Origin of the sequence: Pseudomonas sp. HS-18, from assembly GCF_020401845.1 — a bacterium.
In the GTDB taxonomy this organism is placed as follows: Bacteria; Pseudomonadota; Gammaproteobacteria; order Pseudomonadales; family Pseudomonadaceae; genus Pseudomonas; species Pseudomonas nitroreducens.
Genome location: NZ_CP084413.1, coordinates 6,040,576 through 6,054,929, shown reverse-complemented (window position 1 = coordinate 6,054,929; position 14,354 = coordinate 6,040,576). Strand labels below are relative to the sequence as shown.

The 14,354-nt window shown below is 66.3% G+C and carries 9 protein-coding genes and 3 pseudogenes; 5 read left to right on the top strand and 7 right to left on the bottom strand.

The window, feature by feature from the left end:
- The first annotated feature begins 4 nt into the window (after positions 1-4).
- Positions 5-1,390 (top strand): DUF2868 domain-containing protein, encoded by a 1,386-nt coding sequence (locus LDJ84_RS28125; RefSeq protein ID WP_065086529.1) that lies wholly within the window; start codon positions 5-7, stop codon positions 1,388-1,390.
- Complete coding sequence (locus tag LDJ84_RS28120) at positions 1,383-2,756, top strand: GTPase/DUF3482 domain-containing protein (RefSeq protein WP_065086528.1); 1,374 nt, start codon at positions 1,383-1,385, stop codon at positions 2,754-2,756. Before LDJ84_RS28125 ends, LDJ84_RS28120 begins: the two co-directional genes overlap by 8 nt.
- Positions 2,757-2,926: 170 nt before the next feature.
- Here LDJ84_RS28120 and LDJ84_RS28115 read toward each other — a convergent pair whose 3' ends face one another.
- A complete protein-coding gene (locus LDJ84_RS28115; RefSeq protein ID WP_141678567.1) occupies positions 2,927-3,394 on the bottom strand; it encodes a metallophosphoesterase family protein in 468 nt (155 codons plus the stop codon).
- A 48-nt stretch (positions 3,395-3,442) separates the two neighbouring features.
- Positions 3,443-4,834: a uracil-xanthine permease family protein gene (locus LDJ84_RS28110; protein WP_065086527.1), complete on the bottom strand. Its 1,392-nt coding sequence runs from the start codon at positions 4,832-4,834 to the stop codon at positions 3,443-3,445.
- 270 nt (positions 4,835-5,104) lie between these two features.
- Between LDJ84_RS28110 and LDJ84_RS28100 the strand changes: the two genes are divergently transcribed.
- The gene (locus LDJ84_RS28100) at positions 5,105-5,566 is read left to right on the top strand and encodes a pilin (protein WP_065086526.1); all 462 of its coding nucleotides are present in this window, start codon (positions 5,105-5,107) and stop codon (positions 5,564-5,566) included.
- A gap of 64 nt (positions 5,567-5,630) precedes the next feature.
- Here the strand turns inward: LDJ84_RS28100 and ilvD are convergent, their stop codons facing one another.
- Complete coding sequence (ilvD, locus tag LDJ84_RS28095; protein WP_226045627.1) at positions 5,631-7,463, bottom strand: dihydroxy-acid dehydratase; 1,833 nt, start codon at positions 7,461-7,463, stop codon at positions 5,631-5,633.
- A gap of 377 nt (positions 7,464-7,840) precedes the next feature.
- Between ilvD and LDJ84_RS28090 the strand changes: the two genes are divergently transcribed.
- The gene (locus tag LDJ84_RS28090; protein WP_065086524.1) at positions 7,841-8,170 is read left to right on the top strand and encodes a hypothetical protein; all 330 of its coding nucleotides are present in this window, start codon (positions 7,841-7,843) and stop codon (positions 8,168-8,170) included.
- Between the two features lie 163 nt (positions 8,171-8,333).
- Here the strand turns inward: LDJ84_RS28090 and LDJ84_RS28085 are convergent.
- Both LDJ84_RS28085 and LDJ84_RS28080 read right to left on the bottom strand, forming a co-directional pair.
- Positions 8,334-9,519 (bottom strand): annotated as a pseudogene (locus tag LDJ84_RS28085) (class I SAM-dependent rRNA methyltransferase).
- A gap of 102 nt (positions 9,520-9,621) precedes the next feature.
- Positions 9,622-10,148, bottom strand: a pseudogene (locus tag LDJ84_RS28080) (type 1 glutamine amidotransferase domain-containing protein); the annotation flags it as partial.
- A 193-nt stretch (positions 10,149-10,341) separates the two neighbouring features.
- Between LDJ84_RS28080 and LDJ84_RS28075 the strand changes: the two are divergent.
- Positions 10,342-11,167, top strand: a pseudogene (locus LDJ84_RS28075) (HDOD domain-containing protein).
- A 74-nt stretch (positions 11,168-11,241) separates the two neighbouring features.
- Here LDJ84_RS28075 and LDJ84_RS28070 read toward each other — a convergent pair.
- Together LDJ84_RS28070 and arcC are read right to left on the bottom strand one after the other, a co-directional pair.
- The gene (locus LDJ84_RS28070; protein WP_065086520.1) at positions 11,242-13,140 is read right to left on the bottom strand and encodes a beta-ketoacyl synthase; all 1,899 of its coding nucleotides are present in this window, start codon (positions 13,138-13,140) and stop codon (positions 11,242-11,244) included.
- Between the two features lie 255 nt (positions 13,141-13,395).
- Positions 13,396-14,328, bottom strand: a complete 933-nt coding sequence (arcC, locus tag LDJ84_RS28065; protein WP_065086519.1) for a carbamate kinase — start codon at positions 14,326-14,328, stop codon at positions 13,396-13,398.
- Between the last annotated feature and the right edge of the window lie 26 nt (positions 14,329-14,354).

Sequence of the window (14,354 nt, the reverse complement as noted above, 5' to 3'; positions counted from 1 at the left end):
CCCCGTGAGCGAAACCCCCGCTTCCGCCCTCGAATCCCTGTGGCTGTGCGAGGCCGTGCGTCTGCGCGAGGAGCAGGTCGGCCCGCTGGAAGACAGCGAAGCCAACCGCCGCGCCATCGTCAGCGGCGGCGACCTCGTCCGCCGCCTGCAACACCGCGCGCTGCTGCTCGCCGAACGCGATGGTCAGCGCGCCGCCCTGCGCACCTGGGTGCAAGGCTCGCGCCTGGCGCTGTACCTGCTGCTGGCGCTGGCGCTGTTCACCGGCGGCGGGCTGGCCTTCGCCGCCCTCGGCGACGGCCTGCGCCCGGTCAACGTGTTCTGGGCCCTGGCCAGCCTGCTCGGCCTGCACCTGATTACCCTGATCGGCTGGACCCTGGCCTTCTTCGCTGGCGGTGAGGCCGCCGGTGCGCTCGGCCGCCTGTGGTTGTGGTTGAGTGGCAAGTTCGCCCGCGACGCCCATGCTGCGCAATTGGCGCCCGCGCTGCTGGTGCTGCTGGACCGGCAGAAGCTCACGCGCTGGGCGCTCGGCCTGCTGGTTCATGGCCTCTGGCTGGTGGCGCTGGGCAGCGCGCTGGGCGTGATGCTGGCGTTGCTGGCGACGCGGCGCTACGGCTTCGTCTGGGAGACCACCATCCTCGCCGGCGATACCTTCATCGCCCTCACCCACGGCCTCGGCGCGCTGCCGTCGCTGCTCGGCTTCCCGCAGCCGGACTCGGAGCTGGTGCGCGCCAGCGGCGATGCCCTGGTGGCCAGCGAAAACGCGCGCCACGCCTGGGCCGGCTGGCTGGTGGGCATCCTGCTGGTGTACGGCGTGCTGCTGCGCGGTGCGTTGTGGCTGCTCTGCCTGTGGCGCTGGAAGCGCGGGCGTGCGCAGCTGGCGCTGGATGTCTCGCTGCCCGGCTACGCCCTGCTGCGCGAGCGTTTGATGCCGGCCAGCGAGCGGCTGGGCGTCAGCGATGCCGCGCCGGACGAACTGATTGAGCCGCAGGCGCAGGCCCCGGCGACCACCGCCGACGGCGCCGTGCTGGTGTCCATCGAACTGCTCGACCGGCCCAACTGGCCGCCGAAGCTGGCCGAAGGCATCGCCAATGCCGGCGACCTCGACGACGGTGCCCAGCGTCGCCGACTGCTGGAACAACTCACCCGCTACCCGCCGGCGCGCCTGGTGATCGCCTGCGACCCGCGTCGCTCGCCGGATCGCGGCACCCTGGCGCTGATCGCCGAACTCTCGCGCTGCGCCGCCGCCACCCGCGTCTGGCTGTTGCAGGCACCGACGGGCGAAGCGCTGGACGCCGAGCGCCTGGGCGACTGGCACGCCGGCGTCGAGCGCCTGCAACTGCCGCACACCTCGGCATCGCCGCTGGGCTGGCTGGAGACCGGGCATGACTGATGCGCTGAAACTGGCCGTGGTCGGCCACACCAACGTCGGCAAGACCTCCCTGCTGCGTACCCTGACCCGTGACGTGGGCTTCGGCGAGGTATCCCATCGCCCCAGCACCACGCGGCATGTGGAAGGCGCGCGGCTGTCGGTGGACGGCGAGCCGCTGCTGGAGCTGTACGACACGCCGGGCCTGGAAGATGCCATCGCCCTGCGCGACTTCCTCGATGGGCTGGAGCGCCCCGGCGAGCGCCTGGACGGCCCGGAGAAGCTACGGCGCTTCCTCGACGGCAGCGAAGCCCGCGGGCGTTTCGAGCAGGAAGCCAAGGTGCTGCGCCAATTGCTCGCCTCCGACGCCGGCCTCTACGTGATCGACGCCCGCGAACCGGTGCTGGCCAAGTACCGCGACGAACTGGCAGTGCTCGCCGCCTGCGCGCGGCCGTTGCTGCCGGTACTCAACTTCGTCGCCAGCCCACAGCACCGCGAGGAGCAGTGGCGCGAGGCGCTTTCCCGTCTCGGCCTGCATGCGCTGGTGCGTTTCGATAGTGTGGCGCCGCCGCTGGATGGTGAGCGCCGCCTGTACGAAAGCCTGGCGCTGCTGCTGGAGCGTGCGCGCCCGCAGCTGGATCGACTGGTCGCAGATCACGAGGCCCAGGCCGTCGCCCGCCGCGAGGCCGGGGCGCGGCTGATCGCCGAGCTGCTGGTGGATGTCGCCGCTTGCCGCCAACTGGTGCCCGCTGGCGACAGTGCTGTTCGAGCAGCCACCGAGACGCTGCGCAATCAGGTGCGCAAGCGCGAAGATATCTGCGTGAAGGCGCTGCTCAGCCTCTACGCCTTCCGCAAGGACGACGCCCGCGCCGCCGACCTGCCGTTGCTGGACGGACGCTGGGGCGATGACCTGTTCAACCCGGAAACCCTCCGCCAACTGGGCATTCGCCTCGGTGGTGGCGTTGCGGCCGGTGCGGCGGCAGGGGCGGGGATCGACCTGCTGGTGGGCGGCCTGACCCTCGGCGCGGCCACCGCGCTGGGCGCCATCGCCGGCGGCGCCTGGCAGACCGTCGGCCATTACGGCCAGCGCCTGCTGGGCAAGCTCAAGGGCAGCCGCGAACTGTCGGTGGACGACAGCGTGCTGCGTCTGCTGGCGCTGCGGCAGCGGCAACTGCTGGCGGCCCTGCAGACGCGCGGGCATGCGGCGGTGGAGGCGATCCAGGTGCAGTCGCCCGAAGACAGGCAGTGGCGCGAGGGCAAGCTGCCCGAGGCGTTGCGCAAGGCGCGTGCGCATCCGGAGTGGTCCGGCCTCAACGGTCGCTTGCGCAGCGAGAAGACCGAGCGGCAGGAGGCGGTGGCGCAGTTGGCTTCGCAGTTGCTCGAACCATAAGCCCATCGTCCATTTGCGAAATCGGCATGGCTGACGCCCCCTCACCCCAGCCCTTTCCCTCCGGGAGAGGGCTGGGGTGAGGGCAAGCATGAGCGCTGAATTTACCTGTGGGAGCGAGCTTGTGACTCACTTGGATGTGGGGAATGCCGTTTTCGGCCTCGCGAATGCTCTTAGACGAGCGTGACCATCTCCACCCTTGGCTGCCCTTCGGCGATCTCCAGAATCGCCAAGGCAATCGGCAACTTGAACCTCCGCGGTCCAGCGCTGCCCGGATTCAGGTACAGCACCCCATCGCGCGCCTCGTTCAGCGGTTTGTGCGAATGGCCCGCCAGCACGACATCGATGCCTTCGGCCGACGGATCGATGGCCAACTGCTTGAGGTCGTGGATCAGGTAGAGCCGCCGTCCGCCCAGTTCCAGCAGCAGCGTTTCCGGCAGCGCGGCGGCCCAGTCGTCGGTGTCGTTGTTGCCGCGCACCACGTCCAGCGGCGCCAGGGCGCGCAGCTGGTCGAGCAATGAGGCGGGGCCGATGTCGCCCAGGTGCAGGATACGCCCGCAGCCTTGCAGCGCCGCCAGCGCTTCGGGGCGCAGCAGACCGTGGGTGTCGGCGATGACGCCGATGCGCAGGGAAGTGGTCATCCGGGAAGCATAAACGACGACGCCACCCGAAGGTGGCGTCGTGGCGGTTCAGCCGTTGTGCGAGGCCTTGGCGGCGTCGGACTCGGGCAGGAACCAGTTGAGCAGCAGGGCGCAGATGCCGCCGGTGGCTACGCCGGATTCCAGCACGTTGCGGATCGCGTGGGGCATGTGCGCGAGGAACTCCGGCACCTGGGAGATGCCCAGGCCCAGCGCCAGGCTGACGGCGATGATCAGCAGCGCGCGGCGGTCCAGGTGGGTGCCGGCGAGGATGTTGATGCCGGAAGCGGCGACCGCGCCGAACATCACCATCACCGCGCCGCCGAGCACCGGCTCGGGCACGGCCTGGATCACCCCGGCGACGCTGGGGAACAGGCCCAGCACGATGAGCATCGCGGCAATCCACAGGCCGACGTGGCGGCTGGCGACGCCGGTCAGCTGGATCACACCGTTGTTCTGCGCGAACACGGAGCTTGGGAAGGTGTTGAACAGGCCGGCCAGCAGCGAGTTGGCGCCGTTCACCAGTACGCCGCCCTTGATGCGCTGCATCCACAGCGGGCCTTCGACCGGCTGCTTGGAAATCTTGCTGGTGGCGGTGACGTCACCGATGGCTTCCAGCGAGGTCACCAGGTAGATCACCAGCATCGGGATGAACAGGCTCCAGGAGAAGCCCAGGCCGAAGTGCAGCGGCACCGGGACCTGGAAGGCCGGCGCCTCGTGCATGCCGGTGAAGTCCAGGCGGCCCAGGTAGCCGGCCAGCGCGTAGCCCACGGCCAGGGCGATGACGATGGCGCCGCTGCGCATCCACACCACCGGGATGCGGTTGAGGATGACGATGATCGCCAGCACCAGGCCCGACAGCATCAGGTTCTCGCCGTTGGCGAAGGTGCCGTTGGACATGGCGGAGAAGCCGCCGCCCATGCTGATCAGTCCGACCTTGATCAGGGTCAGGCCGATCATCAGCACCACGATGCCGGTGACCAGCGGAGTGATCAGGCGCTTCACGAAGGGCAGGATGCGCGACACGCCCATCTCCACGAAGGAGCCGGCCATGACCACGCCGAAGATCGCCGCCATCACCGCTTCCACCGGGGTGCCGTTCTTCACCATCAGCGCGCCGCCGGCGATCAGCGGGCCGACGAAGTTGAAGCTGGTGCCCTGGACGATCAGCAGGCCCGCGCCGAATGGCCCGAAGCGCTTGCACTGGACGAAGGTGGCGATGCCGGAGATCACCAGCGACATCGACACGATCAGGTTGGTGTCGCGCGGCGACACGCCCAGCGCCTGGCAGATCAGCAGGCCGGGGGTGACGATGGGCACGATGATCGCCAGCAGGTGCTGCAGTGCCGCAAGCCATGCGATGGGCAGGGCGGGGCGGTCTTCCAGGCCGTAGACCAGATCGGGCTGGTCCTTGGCGGCGGACGGATTCTCGAGGGAGCTCATGGGCGGCGGTCCGGGAAAAAAAGAGCGCGATTTTACTGGCCCACGGCGGGATCGCACAGTGCCATGAGGCAAGTTGGGATGAATGGGGAAGCCTGGGTTCCTACGGCGTCATAGTGCGGTGGCACTCCGAAGGCTTTCGGCGTGGAAAAAACTGCCGAAATTTCAACAGGGTGCGCGGAAGCGTCTGAGTGTGTCGGCCCGCTGGCGTGGCTTCACTGGAATGCATCCGGAGCCATTCGGGCGTCCGGCTCTATCCAGAGGGATACGACGATGGGTAAACAACAAGGCTTCACCCTGATCGAGCTGATGATCGTGGTGGCGATCATCGGGATTCTGGCTTCGGTCTCCATTCCCATGTATTCGGACTATTCGTCGCGCTCAAGAGCTGCGGCAGCCAAGGCAGAGCTGTCCGCCGTCAAAACCGCTGTGAGCCTTTGTATCTCTGAAACGGGCAAGGCAGATGATTGCAAGGCGGGTGATTACGGGATACCGGAAAACTTTGCTGCGACGTCCAACATCACTGGCGACTATGCCGTCGAGAAGGGCGTGATTAAGGCTACGACTGCGGCCACTGATGCGGATGGGAATGCGCTCAAGATTGAGCTGACTCCTACCAAGGCAACGGGAGAGAGCTCGGTCGCTTGGGAAGAGAAGGGATCCATCTGCAATGCGGATCGTGGGCTCAAGCCGGGTTCGGGTGATTGCCCGAAGGTGCCTGCAACCAAGTCATAAGCCTTCAGGCCACATCAATAAAAAAGCCCGGCATTCGCCGGGCTTTTTCATGTCACCGCCAGACTCAACCGTCCAGCAGCGCCTTGTCGCGCACCGCGCCCTTGTCGGCGCTGGTGGCCAGCAGGGCGTAGGCTTTCAGTGCGGTGCTCACCTTGCGCGCGCGGGGCTGAGCTGGCTTCCAGCCCTTCTTGTCCTGCTCGGCGCGGCGGGCGGCCAGTTCTTCATCGCTGACCAGCAGGTTGATACTGCGGTTGGGGATGTCGATCAGCACCTTGTCGCCGTCCTGTACCAGACCGATGGCGCCACCTGCGGCGGCTTCCGGCGAGGCGTGGCCGATGGATAGGCCCGAGGTGCCGCCGGAGAAGCGGCCGTCGGTGAGCAGGGCGCAGTCCTTGCCCAGGCCCTTGGACTTCAGGTAGCTGGTCGGGTACAGCATTTCCTGCATGCCCGGGCCGCCTTTCGGGCCTTCGTAGCGGATGATCACGATGTCGCCCGGCTTCACTTCGTCGGCGAGGATGCCCTTCACGGCGCCGTCCTGGCTTTCGAAGATCTTCGCGCGGCCTTCGAACACATGGATGGATTCGTCCACGCCAGCGGTCTTCACCACGCAACCATCGAGGGCGATGTTGCCGTAAAGAACGGCCAGACCGCCTTCCTGGGAGTAGGCGTGCTCGACACTGCGGATGCAGCCTTCGGCGCGGTCGGCGTCGAGGGTGTCCCAGCGGGTGCTCTGGCTGAAGGCGACCTGGGTCGGGATGCCGGCGGGGCCGGCCTTGAAGAAGGTGTGGACCTTCTCGTCCTGGGTCTGGGTGATGTCCCACTCGGCGATGGCGTCGGCCATGCTCGGGCTGTGCACGGTCGGTACGTCGGTGTGCAGCAGGCCGCCACGGGCCAGCTCGCCGAGGATGGAGAAGATGCCACCGGCGCGGTGCACGTCTTCCATGTGGTACTTCTGGATGTTCGGCGCGACCTTGCACAGCTGCGGCACCTTGCGCGACAGGCGATCGATGTCGCGCAGGTCGAAGGCGATCTCCGCCTCCTGGGCGGCGGCCAGCAGGTGCAGGATGGTGTTGGTCGAACCGCCCATGGCGATGTCCAGGGTCATGGCGTTCTCGAACGCCTTGAAGCTGGCGACATTGCGCGGCAGTACGGACTCGTCGCCTTCGCCGTAGTAGCGCTGGCACAGTTCGACGGCCAGGCGGCCAGCGCGCAGGAACAGCTGCTCGCGGTCGGAGTGGGTGGCCAGGGTGGAACCGTTGCCCGGCAGGGAAAGCCCTAAGGCTTCGGTCAGGCAGTTCATCGAGTTGGCGGTGAACATGCCGGAGCAGGAGCCGCAGGTCGGGCAGGCGCTGCGCTCGTACTCGGCGACCTTTTCGTCGGAGCAGGAGTCGTCTGCGGCAACGACCATGGCGTCGACCAGGTCCAGGCCGTGGCTGGCCAGCTTGGTCTTGCCAGCTTCCATCGGGCCGCCGGAGACGAACACCACCGGGATGTTCAGGCGCAGGGCGGCCATCAGCATGCCGGGGGTGATCTTGTCGCAGTTGGAGATGCAGACGATGGCGTCGGCGCAGTGGGCGTTGACCATGTATTCCACGGAGTCGGCGATGATCTCGCGCGACGGCAGGGAATAGAGCATGCCGTCATGGCCCATGGCGATGCCGTCGTCCACGGCGATGGTGTTGAATTCCTTGGCCACGCCGCCGTGTTTTTCGATCTCGCGGGCGACCAGCTGGCCAGGTCCTTCAGGTGCACGTGGCCGGGCACGAACTGGGTGAAGGAGTTGGCGATGGCGATGATCGGCTTCTTGAAGTCGTCCTTCATCCCCGGGGGCGCAGAGGGCACGGGCGCCGGCCATGTTGCGGCCGTGGGTGGAGGTTTTCGAGCGGTAATCGGGCATGACAGGTTCCTGCGCATCAGGTCACGGTGGGAGTCGATCCGGGTCTTCTGTGCGCGGCGCGTACAGCGGGTAGGGCTGGCCGGCGAGACCTTGAGCAAACTCTAAGTCGTATCGTGAGCGCGGTACGCACCGGATGCAAACAGCAGATGGCCTTGCATGGGCGAGGTCGGCGCGGGGCTTGGCGGGGTCACCGCCTGCTCGGCGGGGCTCACAGGCCCGCCGGGGGATAAATGGCAGGAATGCCCCGGATTCTACGCCGGCCCTTGCCGCCAGGGAAAGGCTGGCGGTCGGCACAAGGCATAGACTTTCGCCGCCCCGGCGTGGTCTGAATGGCCACTGGCGCTTTTCCCGTCCCGTTTCGTTGAAGGAGCAACCCCATGAAAGTCACCCGCATCGCCCTGCTCGCCGCGCTGTTTGCCGGCAGTGTGCAGGCCTCGTCCGACGAAGCCTGGCAGGCGCAGGACAAGCAGCAGCGCGAAGCCTGCCTGGCGCTGAGTCATCTGCAGAACAAGAAGGTGCTGGGCTCGCCGGTGCTGTTCGATGACAGCGTGGGCTACACGGCGCTGATGATCGGCGGGCAATACCCTCAGAAAAAGAATGCTCAGAAGCACATGAAGGGCAAACCGGGCCTCGAGCTGTGCCTGTTCGAGCGCAAGACCGGCAACGCAGTGATCAGCGAGGCGGATTCGTTGATGCCGATGAAGTAATCGCAGGAGGGGATGGCGGATAAAGCGTCCCGCTTTATGCGCCCTACGCGGCTGCACACCGTAGGGCGCATAACGCCCCCGGCGTTATCCGCCATCCCATTGCTGCATGAAAAACGGGGCGTTCCCCTGCGGAAACGCCCCGTTTCTGGAGTGACGTGAAGCCTTAGCCGTTGGGCAGCAGGCGCACGGTCAGGCTCTTGATGTAGCGGGTTTCCGGGATCGCCAGGTGCACCGGGTGGTCCGGACCTGACCGCCGCGCTCGAGCAACTGGATGTTGCGGTCCAGGTGGCGGGCGCTGCCCAGCAGGAAGTTCTGCAGGTCGTCCTCGGGCAGGTGCATGGAGCAGGAGGCACTGACCAGCACGCCGTCCTTGGACAGCAGGCGCATGGCCTGTTCGTTGAGGCGGCGGTAGGCGGCCTCGCCGTTCTTCAGGTCCTTCTTGCGCTTGATGAAGGCGGGCGGGTCGGCAACGATCACGTCGAAGCGCTCGTCAGCGGCCTTCAGCTCGCGCAGGGCGTCGAATACGTCGCCTTCCACGCAGGCGACTTTCTCGGCGAGGCCGTTCAGCGTGGCGTTGCGCTCGACGCCGTCGAGGGCGAAGCCGGAGGCATCGACGCACATCACTTCGCTGGCGCCGAAGGCCGCGGCCTGGATGCCCCAGCCGCCGATGTAGCTGAACAGGTCGAGCACGCGCTTGCCCTGCACATAGGGCTGCAGGCGGGCGCGGTTCATGCGGTGGTCGTAGAACCAGCCGGTTCTGGCCGGCCAGCACTGGGGCTTCGAACTTCACGCCGTTCTCTTCCAGGGCGACCCATTCCGGGACTTCGCCGTAGGCGTTGGCGACATAGCGCTCCAGGCCTTCGGCGTCACGGGCGCTGGAATCGTTCTTCCACAGCACGGCGCTGGGCTTGAGCACCTGCAGCAGGGCGGCAAGCACGTCGTCGCGGTGTTTTTCCATGGTCGCCGAGGCGAGCTGGACCACCAGTACATCGCCGAAGCGGTCCACCACCAGGCCCGGCAGCAGGTCCGAGTCGCCGTAGACCAGGCGGTAGAAAGGCTTGTCGAACAGGCGGTCGCGCAGGCTCAGGGCGACGTTCAGGCGGTGAACCAGCAGGGATTTGTCGAGAACGTGCTTGGTATCGCGAGAAATCAGGCGGGCGCAGATGAGGTTGTTCGGGCTCATCGCGACGATGCCCAGCGGCTTGCCGTTGGCCATTTCCAGGATGGCCTGTTCGCCGGCGCCCGAGCGGGGTGGCGGCGACGTCCACCTCGTTGCTGTAGACCCACAGGTGGCCGGCGCGCAGGCGGCGCTCGGCGTTGGCTTTCAGACGCAGGCTGGGCAGGGTCATGGGGGAGGGCTCCGGCAAAAAGAGCGGGATTATAGCGCAGCAGCGTGCGCCGCCGGAGCGCGGCGCACGGGCTTTTGATCGGCGGCTCTCAGGCGGCGAGGGTTCGATCAGTTGCTTGCTGAAGGCGGGGATGTCGTCGGGCTTGCGACTGCTGATCAGCCCGCCATCGTTGACCACCTGTCGGTCGACCCAGTGGCCGCCAGCGTTGTTGATGTCGTCCTTGAGCGAGTTCCAGCTGGTCAGGGTCTTGCCCTTCACCAGGCCGGCTGAGACCAGCAACCAGGCGCCATGGCAGATCACCGCGATGGGTTGTCGGCCTCGGCGGCCTTCTGCACGATTTCCTGGGCCTTGGGCAGGCTTGCGGATCTGGTCGGCGTTGATCACCCCGCCTGGCAGCAGCACGCGTTCGTACTCGTTCGATGCGGGCGGGTCTCGAAGGTGCCGTCGACCTTGAAACTGTCCGCCGGCTGGTCGTGGTTCCAGCCGCGTACCTTGTCCTTGCTGTCGGAGAGGATCTTCACCTTGGCACCGGCTTCCTTCAGGGCGTCGCGGGGGCCAGTCAGCTCCACCTGCTCGAAACCGTCGGTGACCAGGATGGCGATGGTCTTGCCTTTGAGTGTCTGGCTCATGTGGCTGTCTCCCATTTCGTCCGCTTGGGTGTAAAGGTTCCGACACAGCCGCCGATGAAAGTTCAATCAAAAGCAGCACTTCCAGAAGCCCCGGCTCTGGGTAAACTGTGCGCCCCGTCAACTTTTCCCAGCGCGCCCATGTCTCAAGAACTCTCCGCCCGAACAGATCCGTCAGGCCCTGCAGGGTATCAGCGTGCCGCCGCAGCCGCAGATCATGGTTGACCTGCAGATGGAGCAGTTCATGCCCAACCCGGACCTGAAGGCGATCGCCAAGCTGATCAGCCAGGACCCGGGGCTGTCCGGCGCGCTGCTGAAGCTGGTGAACTCGCCGTTCTTCGGCCTGGCCAATCGCATCACCTCGATCCAGCGCGCGGTGAACCTGCTGGGCAGCCGCTCGGTGATCAACCTGATCAACGCCCAGTCGATCAAGGGCGAGATGAGCGACGCGACCATCGTCACCCTCAATCGCTTCTGGGACACCCGCCCAGGACGTGGCCATGAGCTGCCTGACGCTGGCCAAGCGCATCGGCTATGAGTCGGTGGACGAGGCTTACGCGCTGGGGCTGTTCCACAACTGCGGCATTCCGCTGATGCTCAAGCGCTTCCCGCACTACATGGCGGTGCTGGAGGAGGCCTATGCCAGCGCGAGCGACGAGCGCCGCGTGGTGGACACCGAGAACCGCGTGTTGAACACCAATCATGCGGTGGTCGGCTACTTCACCGCGCGCTCCTGGCGCCTGCCGGAGCACGTCTGCGAGGCCATCGCCAACCACCACAATGCGCTGTCTATCTTCAGCGAGGACAACTGCCGCGATACCCAGCTGAAGAACCTGCTGGCGATCCTCAAGATGGCCGAGCACATCTGCGGTTCCTACCGCGTGCTGGGCAACCAGGACGAGGACCACGAGTGGGAGAGCGTGCGCGCGCTGGTGCTGGATTACGTCGGGCTCAGCGAGTACGACTTCGAGAACCTCAAGGCGAGCATTCTCGAGTTGGGCGTGGGGCAGGGGACGTACTGACCTCAGGTTCCTGCACTGGAGCTGGATATGAAAAAGCCGGGCATCTGCCCGGCTTTTTCGTTCAACGTCGGCGATCAGTCGAGCATGTCGCTGAAACGTGCATCCTTCTTGTAGGCAATGGTCTGGCTGAAGCCGGGGACCTGGATGCCACGGTCGCTGATCTCGATGGCCTGCTCGTCGATCATGTCGTTGCCGAAGTTGTAAATGATGTCGAAACGGCCCTGGGTCGCGGCTTCGTCGTACTGCCGGGCGGCAGCGCGAGTGGCTTCGCGGCGGCCCTGGTAGTCGGCGAAGGCGGCGTCGCCGTGGCGCTTGCGCAGCATCTTCTCGGTGATGGCCGGGGACAGCAGCACGCCGGTGGCGTTGTTGCCGCCGAAGCCCTTGGAATTGATGAAGCAGACTTCCAGGTCGTCGCGGCGCACGTCGCTGCTGGACAGGGCGATGTGGTCCTTGAAGACGTCGTCGGCGAACTTGTCGACGGTCTTGATGCCGGGGATGACGCCGTAGCGGAAGGTGCCCAGGGCGGAGATCATCTGGTCGGCGCTGGCGGTGGCCAGGGAGTGGCCGACGAAGGCTTTCACCGCGGTGACCGGCCAGCCCTCGATGCCGAAGGCGGTGGCGACGCGGTCGAGGATTTCCGATTCGGTCACGCGGTTGGCCGGGGTGCTGGAACCGTGGGCGTGGACGAAGCTGTGCTGGCGCACGCTCTTCTCGCCGACGATCTGCGCGGCGGCGGCCACGGCCTTGGCCATGGTCAGGTAGTTGCCCGGACCGGGAGCGGAGATGGACTTCTTGAAGCCGTCGGCGTTGATGAACACGTCCGACACCGAACCGTGGATGTCGGCACCCAGCTCCAGGGCCAGGGCGTCGTCCATCAGCACCACGTACTGCGCGGACTCGGCCAGGGAGAAGCCGCAGTTGTCGCCGAACGGGCGGCTGGCGCGGCGGAAGTCGACGTCGTCGCGGCCTTCGATGTGGCGCAGGCCTTCCTCTGTGGCCAGCGCGCCCATGGCGGCGTAGCCCTCGATGATCTCGGAGGTGATCGGCGCTTCGGCGTTGCCGACGATGGCCACGCGGGCCTGGCCGGTGGTGATGACGTCGATGCCTTTCTGCAGGTTGTACAGGAAGGTGGCGCAGGCGCCGGTGACGCTACCGGTCATGCCGACGCTGCCCAGCACGTAGGCGTTGATGAAGTCGGTGGGCATGCTGTTGAAGCCCAGCGGCAGCTGCTTGGCCGACACGCGGTGGCCGCGCAGGCGCGACTGCAGCAGGCCGCCGAAGCCGTTCTCGTCCAGCTGGCTCATGATGCTGCTGGAGAACACGGCGATTTCGTCAGGCTGGACGGCGTTGCAGATGGTCTGCCAGTCGAGGCCGGTGGAGCGCACCGCGTCGGTGGCGGCGACCACGGACATCTGCAGGCCGCGCGGGTGGAAGCGCGAGTTGTACAGCTCACTCGGCTCGAAGCCGGTGGGCAGCTGGCCGGCGGATTTCACCGGCAGCGCGCGGTAACTGTCGACCTTGAATTCGCAGCTGTCGTGCAGGGTGACGCGGACTTCGCCGCCTTCGAGTTCTTCCACCGACCAGTTGGCCGGCAGCGGCTCGGGCAGTTGCTTGCGCAGGGTGGTAAAGGTCACCGGGCTGCCGGCGGCGCTGACGGTCAGGCTCTTGTGGCAGTGCGCGGCGTCGACGTCGAGGTATTGCAGCTCGATGCGGCGGATCAGGGTGGACTGGCGAATCTGCTGCTCGAAGCGCTGCTCGATGGCGGCCAGGTCGAGGCTGTTGCCGTCGGCGTCCTGGTACTGGCCGTCGACGGCCTTGACCAGTTTCATCATGACCGCGAGACCGGCGAGGGTTTCCTGGCGGGCGGCGGACTCCATGGATTCGAGGACGGTGCGGCGGAACCCATGGTGGAAGGAACTGCGGCCAGCCGCGTTATATCCACCAAAACCAACGATGACCGGTAGTCGAGACATCTCTCGGAAACTCCTTCAGCAAGTGCATCTTGCGCGCCGGACGACGGTGGCCCATGGCGGGGCGGCCCGGTGGCACAAAGCCAGGCGTGGCTTCTAGTGATTCGGAATGCTTTAGCTGACGAGGATGATGACCGCCGAGTCACGCTCGCGCCAGGATTTGTCGGAAGAAGGCGACGAGTTCCCGAGCGAATCCTGCAGGGCTCATGAATGAAAACGGGAGCCGCGAAGGGCTCCCGTTTTTTACCGCGGCAGAACTCAGCGGTATTCGATGCCAGCTTTCTTGGTGCTGACGCGAGTACCGGACTTGCCTTCGGTGATGGCGACGATGTTTTCCAGCGAGCCGATCACTGCGTCCTTGCCGGTCGCGCGGGCGAACTCGATGGCGGCCATGACCTTCGGACCCATGGAGCCGGCGGCGAAGCCTAAGCGTTCCAGTTCGTCCGGGTGGGCCTGGGCGATGCCTTTCTGGGTCGGTTTGCCCCAGTCGATGTAGGCCGCGTCCACGTCGGTGGCGATGATCAGGATGTCAGCCGACAGCTCCTGGGCCAGCAGCGAGGAGCAGAGGTCCTTGTCGATCACCGCCTCGACGCCGGAGAGTTTCTTGCCGGATTCGTCGTACATGGTCGGGATGCCGCCGCCGCCAGCGCAGATGACGATGGTGCCTTTCTCCAGCAGCCACTTGACCGGGCGGATCTCGAAGATGCGCTTCGGACGCGGGCTGGCCACGACGCGGCGGAACTTGTCACCGTCCGGGGCGATGCTCCAGCCTTTCTCCTTGGCGAGGGCTTCGGCCTCTTCCTTGGAGTAGACCGGGCCGATGGGCTTGGTCGGGTTCTTGAAGGCCGGGTCCTTGGAGTCGACCTCGACCTGGGTGAGCAGGGTGGCGAACGGTACTTCGAACGGCAGAAGGTTGCCCATTTCCTGTTCGATCATGTAGCCGATCATGCCTTCGGTCTCGGCGCCGAGAACGTCCAGCGGGTACGGGCTGACCTTCTCGTAGGCCGCGCCCTGCAGGGCCAGCAGGCCGACCTGCGGGCCGTTGCCGTGGGCGATCACCAGCTCGTTGCCGGGGGCAACCTTGGCGATCTGTTCGGCAGCGATCCGTACGTTGGTGCGCTGGTTGTCGGCAGTCATGGGCTCGCCACGACGCAGCAGGGCATTGCCGCCCAATGCGACGACGATACGCATATTCATTTCCTCCGAAAGAGTGGGAG

Coding starts and splice junctions, on each gene's coding strand:
- LDJ84_RS28100 (WP_065086526.1), top strand. CDS start 5,105: ATGGGTAAACAACAAGGCTTCACCCTGATCGAGCTGATGATCGTGGTG.
- LDJ84_RS28070 (WP_065086520.1), bottom strand. CDS start 13,140: ATGTCTCGACTACCGGTCATCGTTGGTTTTGGTGGATATAACGCGGCT.
- arcC (WP_065086519.1), bottom strand. CDS start 14,328: ATGCGTATCGTCGTCGCATTGGGCGGCAATGCCCTGCTGCGTCGTGGC.
- LDJ84_RS28120 (WP_065086528.1), top strand. CDS start 1,383: ATGACTGATGCGCTGAAACTGGCCGTGGTCGGCCACACCAACGTCGGC.
- ilvD (WP_226045627.1), bottom strand. CDS start 7,463: ATGCCCGATTACCGCTCGAAAACCTCCACCCACGGCCGCAACATGGCC.
- LDJ84_RS28110 (WP_065086527.1), bottom strand. CDS start 4,834: ATGAGCTCCCTCGAGAATCCGTCCGCCGCCAAGGACCAGCCCGATCTG.
- LDJ84_RS28115 (WP_141678567.1), bottom strand. CDS start 3,394: ATGACCACTTCCCTGCGCATCGGCGTCATCGCCGACACCCACGGTCTG.
- LDJ84_RS28090 (WP_065086524.1), top strand. CDS start 7,841: ATGAAAGTCACCCGCATCGCCCTGCTCGCCGCGCTGTTTGCCGGCAGT.